Source organism: Pantoea nemavictus (genome assembly GCF_037479095.1).
GTDB lineage: Bacteria > Pseudomonadota > Gammaproteobacteria > Enterobacterales > Enterobacteriaceae > Pantoea > Pantoea nemavictus.
The window spans coordinates 648,418-664,412 of sequence record NZ_JBBGZW010000002.1 but is presented as its reverse complement, the minus strand read 5'-3'; the positions used below and the strand labels follow the sequence as shown (position 1 = coordinate 664,412).

Annotated in this window: 14 protein-coding genes; 1 reads left to right on the top strand and 13 read right to left on the bottom strand. The window is 58.2% G+C overall.

All coding sequences use genetic code 11. The features are described from left to right. Positions 1-11: 11 nt before the first annotated feature. From tssH to WH298_RS22635, 13 genes are all read right to left on the bottom strand, one after another. On the bottom strand, positions 12-2,612 hold the full coding sequence (tssH, locus tag WH298_RS22695) for a type VI secretion system ATPase TssH (RefSeq protein WP_180824155.1): 2,601 nt from the start codon (positions 2,610-2,612) through the stop codon (positions 12-14). Between the two features lie 330 nt (positions 2,613-2,942). Beyond that, positions 2,943-3,434, bottom strand: coding sequence for a type VI secretion system effector Hcp (gene hcp / locus WH298_RS22690; protein ID WP_180824154.1), 492 nt, complete (start codon positions 3,432-3,434; stop codon positions 2,943-2,945). A 4-nt stretch (positions 3,435-3,438) separates the two neighbouring features. After that, positions 3,439-5,136, bottom strand: coding sequence for an OmpA family protein (locus tag WH298_RS22685; protein ID WP_180824153.1), 1,698 nt, complete (start codon positions 5,134-5,136; stop codon positions 3,439-3,441). Continuing rightward, entirely contained in the window at positions 5,133-5,807 is a 675-nt protein-coding gene (gene tssL, locus WH298_RS22680) for a type VI secretion system protein TssL, short form (protein ID WP_180824152.1), read from the bottom strand. Before tssL ends, WH298_RS22685 begins: the two co-directional genes overlap by 4 nt. After that, positions 5,804-7,144 (bottom strand): type VI secretion system baseplate subunit TssK, encoded by a 1,341-nt coding sequence (gene tssK / locus WH298_RS22675; protein ID WP_180824151.1) that lies wholly within the window; start codon positions 7,142-7,144, stop codon positions 5,804-5,806. Before tssK ends, tssL begins: the two co-directional genes overlap by 4 nt. Before the next feature lie 14 nt (positions 7,145-7,158). Further along, positions 7,159-8,706, bottom strand: coding sequence for a type VI secretion system contractile sheath large subunit (gene tssC / locus WH298_RS22670; protein WP_180824150.1), 1,548 nt, complete (start codon positions 8,704-8,706; stop codon positions 7,159-7,161). 29 nt (positions 8,707-8,735) lie between these two features. After that, positions 8,736-9,233, bottom strand: a complete 498-nt coding sequence (tssB, locus tag WH298_RS22665) for a type VI secretion system contractile sheath small subunit (RefSeq protein ID WP_180824149.1) — start codon at positions 9,231-9,233, stop codon at positions 8,736-8,738. A 364-nt stretch (positions 9,234-9,597) separates the two neighbouring features. Beyond that, complete coding sequence (locus WH298_RS22660) at positions 9,598-10,374, bottom strand: ABC transporter ATP-binding protein (protein WP_180824148.1); 777 nt, start codon at positions 10,372-10,374, stop codon at positions 9,598-9,600. Further along, positions 10,371-11,057, bottom strand: a complete 687-nt coding sequence (locus WH298_RS22655; RefSeq protein ID WP_180824147.1) for an ABC transporter permease — start codon at positions 11,055-11,057, stop codon at positions 10,371-10,373. The genes WH298_RS22660 and WH298_RS22655 overlap by 4 nt, the downstream gene beginning before the upstream one ends. Positions 11,058-11,066: 9 nt before the next feature. Then, entirely contained in the window at positions 11,067-11,786 is a 720-nt protein-coding gene (locus tag WH298_RS22650) for an ABC transporter permease (RefSeq protein WP_007886056.1), read from the bottom strand. A 12-nt stretch (positions 11,787-11,798) separates the two neighbouring features. Continuing rightward, entirely contained in the window at positions 11,799-12,647 is an 849-nt protein-coding gene (locus WH298_RS22645; protein WP_180824146.1) for a transporter substrate-binding domain-containing protein, read from the bottom strand. A 23-nt stretch (positions 12,648-12,670) separates the two neighbouring features. Continuing rightward, positions 12,671-13,858 carry an amidohydrolase gene (locus tag WH298_RS22640; RefSeq protein ID WP_180824145.1) on the bottom strand — a complete coding sequence of 396 codons (1,188 nt, stop codon included), beginning with the start codon at positions 13,856-13,858 and terminating at the stop codon, positions 12,671-12,673. Positions 13,859-14,109: 251 nt separating this feature from the next. Beyond that, positions 14,110-15,000 carry a LysR substrate-binding domain-containing protein gene (locus WH298_RS22635; RefSeq protein ID WP_049853094.1) on the bottom strand — a complete coding sequence of 297 codons (891 nt, stop codon included), beginning with the start codon at positions 14,998-15,000 and terminating at the stop codon, positions 14,110-14,112. A gap of 105 nt (positions 15,001-15,105) precedes the next feature. Here WH298_RS22635 and WH298_RS22630 point away from each other — a divergent pair, with 105 nt between their 5' ends. Further along, positions 15,106-15,810, top strand: a complete 705-nt coding sequence (locus tag WH298_RS22630) for an SDR family oxidoreductase (protein WP_180824144.1) — start codon at positions 15,106-15,108, stop codon at positions 15,808-15,810. Positions 15,811-15,995 lie beyond the last annotated feature (185 nt).

Below are 15,995 nucleotides of genomic sequence, written 5' to 3'. Positions count from 1 at the left end.
CCGTCGTTCACTCAGAACGTAAAGGTCACATCGCCTTCTTCACTGATGTCCAGCGTCAGGCTGTCGCTTAAGGTGCCGCTGGCGCGGTGCTGCAAAATCATCTGGCTCAGCACCGGCAGAATCTGCTGATTGAGCAGGCTGTCGACGTTGCGCGCGCCGGTGTCCGGCAGCAGACAGGCGTCGGTGAGCATGTCGTACAGACCTTCGCCGATGGTGGTGCGGATGCCGTAATGGCGTTGCAGCCGCTGGCTGACCTGCTTCAGCTTCATTTCCACGATGATGCGCATTGCGTCGCGCGCCAGCGGACGGTAAATCACCGTCTGGAAGCGCGCCAGCAGCGCGGGCTGGAAGTGGTCGCGCAGTATCGGGCGCAGGCACTCCTGCAGGTCGGATTCGGTAGCGTCCGGCGTTTCGTCCAGCAGCTGCATCAGATGGTCGCTGCCGAGGTTCGAGGTCATTAGGATTACCGTGTTGCGGAAGTCGATTTCGCGCCCTTCGCCGTCGCGCATAAAGCCACGGTCAAACACCTGATAAAACAGGTTGATGACGTCGCGGTGCGCTTTTTCCACCTCGTCGAGCAGCACCACGCTGTACGGGCGCTTGCGCACCGCTTCGGTGAGGATGCCGCCCTGGCCGTAGCCAACGTAGCCCGGCGGCGAGCCTTTCAGCTGGGAAACGGTGTGCGCTTCCTGGTATTCGCTGAGGTTGATGGTAATTAACGACTTCTCGCCGCCGTACAGCAAATCGGCCAGCGCCAGCGCGGTTTCGGTTTTGCCGGTGCCGCTGGTGCCGACCAGCAGGAACACGCCCTGCGGGCCGTTTTCCGAGGTGAGTCCGGTTTTGGCGGCGCGCAGGCGCTGCGCGATGGCGCTGAGCGCCGCATCCTGCCCCACCACACGCGTCGCGAGCTGGGTTTCCAGCGTCAGCAGCTCCGCCTGCTCATCCTTCATTAATGAAGAGAGCGGTACGCCAGTCCAGTCGGCAATCACGCCCGCCACGATGCGCGCGTCGACGTCAGCGGTGAGCAGAGGCTCGCCGGGCTGCAGCGCGTCGAGGTCGGTCTGGAGCTGTGCGATGGCGCCGCGCTGGCTGGCGTCTTTGCGCCCTTCCAGTAGCTCTTGCATCAGCGACTGTACGATGCCATAGCGCTGCTCCAGCGCCTCCAGCTCTTCATCAGTGAACGCAATCTGCGTCGCGATGTCGGCCAGTCGCTCCTGCGGAATGGCGCCGCCGAGCGCTTCATCGTCGAGGATGGCGCGCTTCTCAATATTGAGCGCGTCGAGTTTTGCTCTGAGTCGTGTGATGGCTTCTGGCACCGTGTCCTGGCTCATTCGCACGCGCGCGGCGGCGGTGTCGAGCAGGTCAACCGCCTTGTCCGGCAGCTGGCGGCCGGTGAGATAACGGCGCGAAAGGGTGACGGCGGCGCGCACCGCCGCGTCGGAGATGTGCACGCCGTGATGTTCGGCGTAGCGTGATTTCAGGCCGCGCAGCATCAGGCAGGCGGTATCGTCATCCGGCTCGTCGACTTTGACCATCTGGAAGCGGCGCTCCAGTGCGGCGTCCTTCTCGAAATACTGTTTGTACTCGCTCCAGGTGGTGGCCGCGATGGTACGCAGCTCGCCGCGCGCCAGCGCCGGTTTCAGCAGGTTGGCCGCGTCCGCGCCGCCCGCCTGGTTGCCCGCGCCGATGATGGTGTGCGCTTCGTCGATAAACAGCAGCACCGGACGTGGCGCGGCCTGCACTTCGGTGATGATGTTTTTCAGGCGCTGCTCGAATTCGCCCTTCACGCCCGCGCCCGCCTGCAGCATGCCGAGATCCAGCGTATGCACGCTGACCGGCTTGAGGCTGTCCGGCACGTTACCTTCAACAATGCGCAGCGCCAGCCCTTCGACCAGCGCGGTTTTACCCACGCCCGGCTCGCCGACCAGAATCGGGTTGTTTTTGCGGCGACGCGACAGAATATCGACCATCTGGCGGATTTCGTTGTCGCGGCCAAAGACCGGGTCGATTTTGCCGCTGCGCGCATCGGCGGTGACGTCGCGGGTAAAGCGGGCAAGGGCTTCGGTTGATGCAGCTTTGGCTTCGCCTGCGGGAGCTTTCTCGATAGTGCTGACCGGCATGTCCGGCTGCTCCGCTTCTGCACGCTCGTCGGACTGCGCTTCCAGCATCGGCTGTAAACGCTCAAGCTGGCTCATGCGTAGACTGAGCAGCGGCCACAGCCCTTCGCAGCGCACCAGCGACGGCTGTTCGGCCAGCGCCATCAGCAGATGGATGCTGCGGATTTGTGGGGCGTTATCGGAAGCCGACGCCATCAGCCACGCCTGTTTTAACAGCGCTTCTAATGGAGTGGAAAGCTGCGGACGTCCGCGCACCGCGCGCGGCTGGCGGTCGAGAAACGCCAGCAAATCCTGCCAGATGGCGTCCATATCCCACTCATAGCGGCGCGCGATGACGGTGATGTCGCCCTCGCCCTGCTCCAGCAGCTTGAGCAGCCAGTGTTCCGGCTGGATTTCTGCGTGTGCGCGGGTCTGACACAGCGACGCGGCGGCTTCCAGCGCCTGCGCACAGAACGGGTTAAGACGACGCAGCAAGGCGGCTGACTGACTATCCATAGCAAGTTCTCCTGATTGGGGGCACGCTACCGCCCCTCGCCGTGAACCGAAGCGCATAAGGTCAGCAGGTCTGAGGTGGAAATGACTTGTGGTTTCACCCGTCGAAGATGAAATCACCAGGCATCTGGCGTGGTGGGTATTAAGGTCGCCATAAATGGCGACCCTACGATCCGGCGGGTGTAGAAATCTCCGCCCGGCGGAGGGATTACGCTAAATAGTTCGTGTCGCAGGAAGGCGGCAAGCGAGTGCAGCCCCGGGAGCTTACATAAGTAAGTGACCGGGGTGCGCGAGCGCAGCCAACGCACCTGCGGCGCGAAATATGACGCGTAATCAGGCGGTGGCGCGTTCGTTCCACGAGTCGGAATGAATAATGTTGCCGTCTTTATAGGTCCAGGTGATTTTTTCGTAGCGCAGCTCAATCTGCTCCAGATGGTTGTGCTTCTCTTTCGACGGGTCTTTGACGTCATGCATGATCGGATTGACCTTCACCACCTTCACGTTCTCCAGCTTAGTGTTGAAGTACTCCACTTCCTGACCAGCATCGCTGATGCGATACCATTTGAACTCCGCCGACTTCAGCGTCTGACCGGTGGTCACCGCTTTGTAGAGGTACGGGCTGGAAGAATCGATCTCTTTGGTGAACAGGCACGGCGTATGAATACGCGTGCCGGTCAGTTTGCCGGTGTTGTTGTCGGTCGGGATGTACAGGTTATGTTCCTGCGCCACCACCTCAATGCTGCCCTCACGGTCCTGCACGTCCACCGATCCCTTGATGTCCGCACCGCCGTCGTCCTTCAGCCACAGATAAACGGGAATTGCCATGTTGTTACTCCTTTTCTTCATGATTGCCGTCACCATCCTGTGATGACGGAGGGATTGCGTCCGGTGCCTGGCAGGCGTCGGCCTGCGGAACCAGACTGATTTCAACGCGCCGGTTGGCTGCGCGGCCTTCGGTGGTATCGTTGGACGCCATTGGGCGACGCTGGCCAAAGCCCTGTACCGCGAAACAGCTCTCATCTACATCACCGGTGTCGCGCATCCAGTCACGCACAGCTTCCGCGCGCTTCAGCGACAGGCGCTGATTCAGCGCCGGATTGCCGGTATCGTCGGTATAACCCGCGACCACAATCAGCCAGCCCGCGCGCGCTTTGATGTTGACCAGCGCGTTCACCATCACTTTGGTCGAGTCCGTTTTCAGATCGGATTTGCCGGAATCGAACAGCGACATCGCATCCAGACGCACCAGCGTCGGCTGCGGTTTGGGCTTCGGCGCCGGTTTAGGTTCAGGCTTAGGTTCAGGAACCCATGAACTGATGGCATGCAGCACCGGTAGACGCAGATGACCGCCCTGATACAGTCCCAGCCCCAGGCGCAGCGGCACGCCCTGACGCGCATAGTTATCAAGCTGGCTGACGTCCTCGCGCAGCACCTGCACAGCAGCAAGCTTCGGCGCGTAATCCGTCATAGCAATGCGGTGGTAGTGTTCGAGGTCGAATACAATGCGCCGGATCAGCGACTGGTTATTCCAGGCCACCGCACAGAGTGCAATGACAGCGGCAACGGCGAAGGCCGTGATCCCCCTGTGCAACGCACGGATGACTGGCGTCACGCCACGGCCTTCTGGAAGCAGCGGAAGGATAAAGTCAGGCAGGATGACGGCTGTATTCGCTGCGGCACCGGCGCTGCGGATGGTGGTGTGCTGCCACAGCCAGGCGCACCACAGAGAGTCATTGCCAGTGCCAGGCGTAGCGGGTTGCAGCTGCAACACATATGCGGCGGGTATCACGGCAGCGACATCACTGTGTGCCTCCGACAGCACGCGCAGCACATGCTGGCGCGTCCACGCATCCAGCGAGTTGAGCAGGACCTGCTGCTGCATCGCCACGCTGCCACCCGACTGCAGCCATTCGCTCACGCCGCGCGGCGCGGCGTCATCCAGCCAGATTTGTGGGCTGTTTCCCGCCAGCTGCACCTGCCAAAGCGGTGTAGCACACTGCGTCATCTCGCCGGCAACACCGACATTAAGCAGCAGCGGCAGCGACTGGCGGGTTTCACGGCGCAGCAGCGCGATTTGCCAGCGCAGAGCAAACAGCGCATTTTCCAGCACTGCGCTGTCCTGCTGTTGCTGTGGACTAATACTAAGAGAAATGGAAATCTGGCGGCCCCAGTCAGGGCGTTGCTGCAGCAGCTGGCGCACGCTGTGTTGCAGTTCGCTGTTGTCTTTCACGCGAATAAAACAGCCCTGCGGCAGCACGCGTACCGCTTCCTCGTTTGACAGTCCACCTGCATCGCAGCACAGCACCACCGGCTGGCGGTAAGCGGCATCGGGTAAATCAGTCCATTCCTGACTCACTACCTGCCTGCGGCGGCGCAGCACTCTGAACGTTACCGTGCCAGCAACCAGCAGTATCGCCAGCAGCACGAGAAAATCGCTGCTGCGCGCAAAGCTTAGAAACTGCGTGCACAACACCGCTGCAAGCAGCCAGATCCAGAGCACCAGCAGGCGGGGAAGCAGCGGCTTCATCCTTTAACTCCGGGCAGCAGCGTCGTGATGAGGTGATCGAGCCAGTGATTCAGTCCCCACCATAGCGCGGCCAGCAGCAGCGCGGTCAGACCTAGACGTGCAGGCCAGCTACTGAGCCAGCCCGCGCGCAGCCCACCGCTTGCCAGCGATAACAACGGCGCATCCGCCGCTCGCGTGAAAGGGGGGACGCGTTTAGTCAGCGCGCTCATCAGTTGCTGGCGTGCGGGCGTATCAGCAGACACATAACCGCCAAGAAATCCCAGCATCATCACGCGATGAAAGCAGGTCAGCACCCTCTCGTCGGCTTCCGGCTGTGCGAGAACCTGCTGCATGCGATCGCACAGCGTTTCACCCGCGTCCATGGTTTGCAAAAAATGGCCCTGCAGCGGCATGTGATACCACTGCAGGCAGGCATCATCCTGCACGCCGCGCCCTTTCACCGCCTCATCCAGCAGTGCGCACTGCGCCAGCAGAATGTCCTGACAGCTCTCGCGGCTGACGCCCGCGTCACGCAGCGCCAGCTGCACCCGCTCCGCATCAGCGACGCAACGCTGCCACAGCACCAGCCCTTCACCGTCGGCAAATTCCGGGCCGTGTCGCAGGCTGATCACCTGCAGCCAGGTGTTTTGCAGCAGCGCATCAATATCGATATTTTTTGCTTCAGCACTCATGATCTCAGCACCGCGAAGAGTTCCAGTTCCGGGTCACCCAGCGTGCCGGGGACATAAAACATGCAGCTGGCGCTCTCGAGCATGGCGCGAGCCGCCGGATGCGACAGATCCAGTGAAAAGTATTGGTTCTCCAGGCGCAGCGGAATGGCGGCCGGCACGTGGCTGAGCGGTTTCAGTGGAATACCCAGCTGTGAGCTGTTGACCAGCGCAGTCACGTCATCCGGACTGCCCACTTTGCACTGGCGCGGGAACTGCTCTTGAAGTTGCGCCACCGGCAGCGGCGAGCGCACCGACAGGTAGAAATCCGCTTCCTCGCGCAGGCGTGGATCGTTGAGACGCGCCTGCCACTGGCGCAGTCGACGATCGTGGCTCATCTCTATCGCAACCATGCGCGAAGGCAGACTCGCCTCCAGCAGCGTGCCGAGCAGGTTGAACAGCGGCGGGAACACCTCATTGAGGTTGTCATGCCGGTAAGCCGGGATGGCGCTCACCTGATGCTCCAGCGAGAACGTCAGCAGACTGCCCGCCAGGCGCGCCAGCTCCGGATAAAGCCGTTCCGGCGGGCTTTGCGGATGGCGCAGAAAATCAGCCAGCAGCGGTTCGGCACTGTTGAGCGCGTTGAGCAGCCAGAACAGCGACACGTCAGCGACGGCGAAATCGGCCATGCGCTGGTTGCTTTCGCGGCGCATCGCCATCAGACGTACCAGACGGGCACGCAGCTGCGTCACCAGCTGTTCAAGTGCTGTCACCAGCCACGGGCTGGATTGCAGCGTCAAAAGTGGCGGCAGGAACTGGCTGTCCAGCACCCAGCCGCCCTGCGCATCCTGCAGCAGACGCGCCACCGGGCAGGTCAGCCAGTCGCTGTTGTCCTGATGTGCATAGCGCAGCGTCAGTTCAGGCTGCAATACCGCAATCTGTCGGGTGTCATCCCCGAACAGATTGCGGATATCCCGCCAGCGCTGGCGGAATCGCACCGGGCGCTCGGCCACGTCGCTCTCCTGCAGGCAGTTGCCGCCGTTGGCATAGAGCTGCGGCAGCGCCAGAACAACCGTCACTTCCTTCTGCTCCGCCTCAAGCGTCAGCGTCGGTGGCAGCGGATCGGCGTTGTGCGTATCCACCAGCGTGCCGTCGCGAAAGCGCAGATGCAGATGGCGCGGCTTAAGCCGGCCAAGCTTCAGCGCTTCCGGCTCAAACTCAACCTGAAATACGCCCCAAGGCTGATTAAGCCCCATGCGCGCAATGCACTCGCTTTGCCACGCCTGCCAGGCGGACTGCTGCTGAAAGTGCTGGGGCGAGATCATGGTGCCCCGGCCCCAAAGTGGTTGTTCTGTTTTCATCCCTGAGTTCCGCCTTACGCTTTAGCTTTCGGCATCTGCGACACCAGCGACAGGTTCACGTCCATGCCTTCCACCTGGAAGTGCGGGATGGCGAACAGCTTGACGCGGAAGAAGCCCGGGTTGTCTTCGATATCTTCCACCAGCACTTTGGCATCGCGTAGCGGATGTGAAGACTGCAGCTCATCGCCGGGATCGGTCATCTCGGTCACCAGCGTGCGCACCCAGGTGTTGAGCTCCAGCTCCAGCAGGCGGCGATCCTTGGTGGTGCCGATGTTTTCGCGCTGGATCAGCTTCAGGTAGTGCGCGATGCGTGACAGCAGGAAGATATACGGCAGACGCGCGTTGATGCGGCTGTTAGCGGTGGCATCGGCGGTGTCGTAGATTGCCGGTTTCTGCGTGGAATTGGCCGAGAAGAAGCAGGCGTAATCGCGGTTCTTATAGTAAGAAAGCGGGATGAAGCCGAGGTTGGCGAACTCAAACTCGCGGGTTTCCGGGATCATCACCTCAGACGGGATTTTCACCTGGTTGCCGGTGCCGAGATCGTAGAGATGGATCGGCAGATCCTGCACCGCACCGCCCGCTTGCGGGCCGCGAATTTGCACGCACCAGCCGTTGCTGATGAAGCTCTGCACCATATTGGCAGCAAAAGCGAACGAGGCGTTGGTCCACAGATATTTGTCGTGGTCCGGGCCTTTCACCTCTTCAACGTAGTTGAAGCTGCGCACCGGCACGGTGTCCGGGCCGTACGGCAGACGACCAAGCACGCGCGGCATGGTCAGGCCGATGTAGCGTGAGTCGTCGGTGTCGCGGAATGATTTCCACTTGATGTATTCAGCGCGGTCAAAGTAGTTGCCGATGTCTTTGATCGCCGCCACCTCTTCCATCGAATCTTTCAGGAAGAACTGCGGGCCAACCGAACCGATAAACGGCATGTGCGCCGAAGCGGCGACTTTGGACAGGTTACGCAGCAGCGCCACGTCCTGCGCCGAGGCATCGAACTCGTAAGCAGAGATCACCGCACCAATCGGCTCACCGCCCGGCGTGTCGTATTCCGCAACATAAGTTTGCAGGTAAAGGCCGCTCTGGATAATTTCCGGCGCGTCTTCAAAGTCCTGACGCAAATCGTCTTTCGACACGTCCAGCACTTCGATTTTCACGTTCTGGCGGAAGTCAGTTTTATCCACCAGCGACTTCAGGCCGCGCCACGCCGATTCCACCTTCTGGAATTCATCGTGATGCATAACCGCGTCCAGCTGGCGGCTGATCTGGCGATCCAGCTCGGCGATGTGGTGATCCAGCAGGTTTTTATCCAGCTTTTCCACTTTCGCGCCGCTGATTTTCAGACGCGTCAGGAACACCTGCATCGCCGCGGTGACGCGCTCGTCAGCGGTGGCATCCGACATCGCCTGGTTGTCCTGCCAGACATTCAGGTCACTCAACTCTGACACCGGAATGAGGTTAATTTTTTCAAACAGCGACGCATAGACGCCGCCCGCAGCAGGGCGATCCAACACGGTGGTTGCGCCATTGGCATGGGTTTCATTCTGAACTGACATCAGCATTCTCTCTCAATAGTCCGTTACGGGGATGTTTAGGCTTGATCGGTGGCTAACGCAGACAGTTCGCTGCGCAGTTCGTCGCTGAGGGCGGGATCTTTCAGGATAACTTCCAGCTCCTTGCGGAAGGTGACGTTATCCAGCAGGTTGGATTTGAGGTCGCGCAGCAGATTGCGCATCGCCAGCATGGCGCGCAGCTGCGGGATTTGGCGCGCAACCTGCTCCGGCTCGAAGTCCTTCATGTCGCGGAAGTTAAGCGCCACGCTCTCTTTGCTGCCGTCGCCGGCCAGCGTATTCGGCACGGCAAAGGAGACGGCAGGCGCGATATCGGCCAGCACGCTGTTGAAGTTGTTTTTGTTGACGTTGATTTTTTCGCGTTCAGACAGCGGGCGATCTTCTGCGCCGTTACTGAAATCGCCGGTCACCAGCAGCTTAAGCGGCAGCTCGGTTTTTTTGGCTGCGCCGCCGGTGTGCAGGTCGAGCTTCAAATTTATACGGGCTTTAGGGATTTCATTCTGATAAGAGTTGCTCATGTTTACTCCTTGTAAAAATGGCGTGGAAAGCACGCGTAGGCACACTTCCCCTGTGTGTTACCGCGTGAATATATAACTGAATAATTTGGAAGGCAATAAAGCGGAGCGATGATTTTCATCTGATTTTTATAGGAAAATTCTTGCTTCCTAGGTTAACTCATTGATTGACGCTGGAAGTGCACCTAAGATTAATCTCAATGTAAGTTTTTTTAAATCACGTTGATTTAATACAAGTGATACTTTTACGCGAATAAATAATTCAATTTCGCTAATTCTTAATGAATTGAGAGGGGTGAGGCTTGTCAATTGCGGAAAAGAGCACCAGCTCAGTTGAAAGCTGGTGCAAAGGGGAGTTATCGGCAGGTTAACTGTTGCGCTGTAAGTGACTGCTTACAAATGCGCGGCAGCGCGGGGAGATGGGATCGCTAAATACCTGCTGCGGCGAACCGGCTTCCTCAATCTTGCCCTGATGCAGGAACACCGCTTTGTTCGACACATCGCGCGCGAAGCCCATTTCATGCGTCACAATAATCATGGTGCGCCCCTCTTCGGCCAGGCTACGAATCACGCGCAGCACTTCACCTACCAGCTCAGGATCCAGCGCTGACGTTGGCTCATCGAACAGAATCGCTTTCGGCTGTTGCGCCAGCGCTCGAGCAATCGCGACGCGTTGCTGCTGGCCACCAGAAAGTTGCGACGGCCAGGCATTGCGCTTTTCGTACAAACCTACCTTATGCAGCAGCGCCTCAGCCTCTTCTATCGCCTGTTTACTGCTGCGCTTTTGCACATGTACTGGCGCTTCGATGATGTTCTGCAATACCGTTTTGTGTGGCCACAGATTGAAGCTCTGGAAGACAAAACCCAGCTGCATGCGCATCAACTTGATACGACGCTGCTGTTCGCGGCTGAGCTTCTCATCGGGATTATCGATAGTGACCACTTCGTCGCCCACCGCAATTTCGCCGCCCTGCGGTACTTCCAAAAACGGAATGCAGCGCAACAGGGTACTTTTGCCTGAACCGCTGGCACCAATCAGCGAAATCACGTCGCCATCCTGCGCCGTCAGGCTGATGTCGTGCAGCACTTCGTGCCCGCTATAACTTTTTCTGAGATGGCTCAGGGCAATAGTGGGTTTACTCATGGACGTGCTCCAACGTGATAAGGGGACAAACGGCGCTCCAGCAGCGCCACCGCTTTACTCACCAGCACGGTCAGTAGCAGATAGATAATTGCCGCGCTGATAAACACCTCCAGCGCGCGGAACGTCTCAGAGACGATCGAGTCGGCAATGCCGGTCATCTCCATCAGGCTGATGGTGCTCACCAGCGAGGTTGATTTGATCATCGAGATAATTTCATTGCTGTAAGCCGGCAGCGCCTGACGCACCGCCAGCGGCAGCGTGATGCGCCGGAGTACAGTAAAGCGCGACATGCCGCTCACTTTGGCCGCTTCCAGCGACTGCACGCTCACCGCATTGAGGCCACCGCGCAATATCTCCGAGGTATAGGCCGCATCGTTAAGCACCAGCGCAATCAAACCGCACCAGTACGGATCGCGCAGCAGCGGCCACAGCACGCTTTCGCGTACCGTCGGCAAGCTGCCAAGGCCGTAATAGATCATGAAGATCTGTATCAGCAGCGGCGTGCCGCGAAATACCCAAACGTAGAAACGCGTAACGTAACTGCCAAGCCGATGCTGCCGCAGCAAATTCAGCAGCAGCGCCAATACGCCACCGCCCAATAGCGACAGTAGCGCCAGGTTGAGCGTCAGCGGCAGGCCGCGCAGTAAAGCAGCTAAGGTGTGCTGCAGGAAGGTGACATCCATCGTGGCTCCTTACAACCGCGCGCGTTGTTGCCCGCGCATGGCCACTTTTTCCACATAGCGGAAAACAAAATCGGAACAGGTGGTGATGATCAGATAGATCACCGCGCCAACGCTGTAGAAGAAGAACGGCATCTGCGTGGAGTTCGAAGCAGTGGAGATCTGGTTCATGGTTTCCACCAAACCGGTCACTGAAACCAGCGCCGACTCCTTGATCACCGATTGCCACTGATTGCCCATGCCCGGCAGCGCGGTTTTCAACGCCTGCGGCACAATCATGCGGCGGAATAGCATCAGACGTCCCATCCCGGTCACCGTGGCGGCTTCCAGCGTCCCTTTCGGAATCGCGTAAAATGCCCCGCGGAACACGCTACTTTGATAGGCGCCAGAGATCAGGCCGATGGCGATCGCGCCGGCGACAAAGCCGTTTACATCGAACGGGCCTTGCAGGCCAAGGCTTTCCCCCACAAACGACACCACCTGACGACCACCAAAATAGAACAGATAGATCACCAGCAGCTCCGGCACGCCACGAAATAGCGTGATGTAGCCGTTGGCGAGGCGCTGTTGCCAGCGCGCACCGCCAATCTGCATCCAGCACAATAGGCTGCCGAGGATTGCCCCGAGCAGCCACGCACATAACGAAACGGTGACGGTCACCGTGGCGGCGTTAAGCAACACGCCGCCCCAACCTTCGTCACCAAAACCTAAAATTTGCCAATCAATAGCCATAAGCGCCTGGAATTACTCTTTAGGTGCGACGTTTTCGCCGAACCATTTTTCAGACAGCTGCTTCAGCGTGCCATCTTTGATCATCGAATTTAACGCGCTATCCAGCGCCGCTTTCAGCTCAGGATTGTTTTTCTGAATCGCAATCGCCGAGCCCTGGCCGAGCACGCCGCCCGAGAAACCATAGCCGGTGCTGTTCACGGTATCCGCATGTTTTTTCACGTAAGCGTTGAGGTTAGTACGAGACGCCATGACCGCATCAACGCGCCCGTTCAGCAGGTCAGCGAAGGTTTCCGGACCGGCCTGATAGGTGCGAATCGTCGCCACGTCGGCCAGGTATTTATTCAGGAAGTCAGCCTGAATGGTGGCAACCTGCACCGCGATGGTTTTGCCTTTGAATTTCGCTTTTAGCGCATCAATAGATTTGGTCATGCCGGCTTCGTCATCCGCCAGCACCACTTCGCCATTGCCCGGCAGCGTATCCACCGCGCTGCCCTTCAGAGTGACGAAACCCGAAATACTCACGGTGTATTGGCGCGAGAAATCCACCACTTCTTCACGCTTTGGCGTCACGGTCACCGCATCTATCACCGCGTCATATTTGCCGTCAACCAAACCTGGAATCATACCGGACCATTTCTGCGCCACGATTTCATATTTGAAACCGGCACGTTTGGCGATTTCAGCCACCATATCCGGTTCATAACCAACGATTTTGCCGCTTGGCGTCGATTGGTTAAACGGGGGATAAGCCGCTTCAGTAGCGAATTTCAGCGTACCAAAATCTTTAGCCTGTACCAGAGCGGAAGAGGCAAGCAGCAGCATGCCAACAGAAGCGGTAAACAGTCCTTTACGCATCATCATAAGACCTCAGAGTTGGTTATTTTTTAAGAGAGTAAATCAATGGCTAAACGGGCTAGCGCCTGCGTGCCGGCATGGATACTGCGCTCGTCGGGTTGATAATCCGAGTTGTGCAGATGGTCGTCGCGTCCCGGAGCGCCGGATCCAATGTGGATCTGGCAGCCTGGCGCACGCTCGGTAAACAGGGCGAAATCTTCGGCCCCAAAGCTGGCGCTCGGTTTAGCAACAATGGCTTTACCAAACTGGTGCGACAAAATCGGTTCCAGCGCATCAATCAACGCATCATCATTCATCAACGGCGGCACGCCACGTTGATAATTGACCTCAACGCGCACGTTCAGCGACAGCGCCACGCCGGCGCAGATACGTTTAAACGCTTCTTCAATATGCGCACGTGCGGCAGGAGATTTAGCGCGCACCGTGCCCTGAAGCAGACAGCTGTCGGAAATGATGTTGTGAGTGGTGCCACCATGAATGTGACCAATGGTCAGCACCGCCGAATTAGCGGGATCAAGTTCGCGCGAAATAATGGTTTGCAGCTGGCTGACCAGATTCACCGCCGCAATGATGGGATCGGTGCCCATGTGCGGCCGGGCGGCGTGGGTGGATTTACCGTGCACCACCACATCAAACTCGTCGCTGGAAGCGGTGCTGGCACCGCGCGTCAGACCAATTTCACCGGCGGCCAGTTCCGGTTTGTTGTGTAGCGTGATGGCAAGGTCAACACCTTCTGCCGCGCCGTCGGCGATCATCGCTTCAGCACCGCTATCGGGCGTCTCTTCCGCAGGCTGGAAAATCAAACGTAAGGTGCCATGTAGCTGCTCGCGGTAGTGCGGCACAATCGCCGCGACACCCAGCATGGTGGCGGTGTGAATATCGTGGCCGCAGGCGTGCATTTTACCGGGATATTGGCTGCTAAAGGGCAGGCCCGTTTGTTCGTGAATCGGCAAGGCATCCATATCGGCGCGTAACAGCACGGTTTTGCCGGGATGCGCGCCAACAATATCTACCACGACGCCGGTTCTGCCGACGCCGGTTTTTGGCGTCAGTCCAAGGCGTAACAGCTCCTGTTCAACGATGTGAGCGGTGCGCACGGTGTCGAAACCCAACTCTGGGTGCGCGTGAATGTCACGGCGAATGGCAATGAGATGCGCTTGCATGCTTTCGCTTTTGGCGCTGATGTTCCTGGCTAAAACATCTTTATGATCGGTCATATTTGCGAAGATCTTTCTCAGGCGCGAGCCTGGCCTTTATGGCATTTTTATTAAAATTGATTCCGTATTTATTCACAGCACCCAGCAGAATGCAACGCGCAATATTTTTGGTTACTTGCTGAATTTGCGCGATATTTTGCTAATCCACTGCGCAAGCAGGATAAAAGCCCATGTCTGCATCATTAAGCAGTTATAACATTCATGATCCACGGCGGATCATCAGTTTTACTGATTTCGTTATTGAACAAATATCAGCCGTTAACCTGGGCTAATAGCCAGTCGCGCACCGCTTTCACCGTCGCTTGCTCACGCGGACGCTTTGGCCAAACCAGATACCAACCCGCATCCAGGGCCATTTGCCTGCTAAACGCCGCCACCAATCGCCCGCTCGCCAAATCGTTCTGAACAAAATGTGGGCTAGTGAGCGCCATACCTTGTCCGCCGATTGCTGCCTCAAGCGCCAGCGCGGTTTGATTGAAACGGAGATGATGCGCGTGTTGCAGCGACAGGCTGGGAAAGATAAACGCGAGAAATGCCGGCCACAGGTGATGCCCATCATGCACCAGAGCGTAGCGCTGGAAGTTCTGACTCTCGGCCGGATCGCCCAGCTCGGCCAGTAAGGTGGGGCTTACCACCGCCAGCACCGTTTGGCTAAACAGCAATGTAGCATCGAGGCCGGCGCCGAACGGCGGGCGACCATAGCGTACCGCCAAATCAACGCCTTCATGATGAAACTGAACCAGCCGTTCCGAGGCCAGCACGCGCAAATCGATATCTGGCCAGGCGGCGGTAAAACCCGGCAGGCGCGGCAGCATCCAGCGGCTGGCAAAGGTGGGCGTCACGCTCAGGGTTAACCGATTTGGCTCCGGGCGTAATGTCCGCGTGGCCTCATCAATCAGCTCAAATGCCTGGCGAATACTGACCGCATAACCTGCACCCGCACCCGTCAACGCCAGACTGCGCGGCAATCGCTCAAACAGTTTTAGACCCAGGCTGGCTTCCAACCCACGAATTTGCTGCGCGACCGCGCCTTGTGTCACGCCTAGCTCTTCCGCCGCCAGACGGAAATTAAGATGACGCGTGACGGCTTCGAAAACCTTTAACGCATTCAACGGCGGAAGCTGGCTAAATCCGTGACTCATCCTGTAGTTTTCCTATCGTCAAATGACAATCAAACTGACTCTCTGTGGCTGAAATTACCTTTTATACTGGCTTAAATCGATTTTTAATTGAGAGGATAGCGGATTATGACAGTAGAAAAAGTTGCAGTGATTGTCGCTGGCGGCAGCGGTATGGGGGCGGCAGCTGCCGAAAAGCTGGCAAGTGACGGCTATAAAGTGGCGATTCTCTCTTCGTCCGGTAAAGGCGAAGCGCTGGCAGAACGGCTGGGTGGGTTGGGCGTAACGGGCTCCAACCAATCGGTAGACGATCTGCACCAGCTGGTGGAACACACGCTGGCACGCTGGGGCCGTATCGATGTGCTGGTTAACAGCGCCGGACACGGTCCACGCGCACCGATTCTGGAGCTGAGTGATGAGCAGTGGCAGCTCGGCATGGAAACGTATTTTTTAAATGTGGTGCGCGCCACGCGACTGGTGACGCCAATCATGCAGAAACAAGGCGGCGGCAGCATTATTAACATCTCATCAGCGTGGACCTTTGAGCCCACCGATATGTTCCCGACCTCCGCGGTGTTCCGCGCTGGTTTAGCCTCGTTCACTAAAATCTTCGCTGACACCTACGCGGCCGATAATATTCGCATCAACAACGTGCTGCCTGGCTGGATAGACAGCCTGCCGAAAACCGATGAACGCCGCGATAGCGTGCCATTGCAGCGCTACGGTACGTCTGCAGAAGTGGCGGCGACCATTGCTTTCCTCGCCTCGCCGGGCGCGGCCTACATTACCGCTCAGAATATTCGCGTAGATGGTGGCGTAACACGCAACGTATAACCAGACAATTCCTTACCGAAATTCCGCGCATGGATCAGGTCCATTCGCGGTTTTATCTTGATTAGCTGTTCATCATTTGCGCACAAAACCAAGACTGGTCTTGTCGATCTCATTCCTTAAAAGCAGTCAGAATGTTCTCATTCGCTGACAGTATCTTCTTACTGCAGCTTGCGAGTTAATCATTT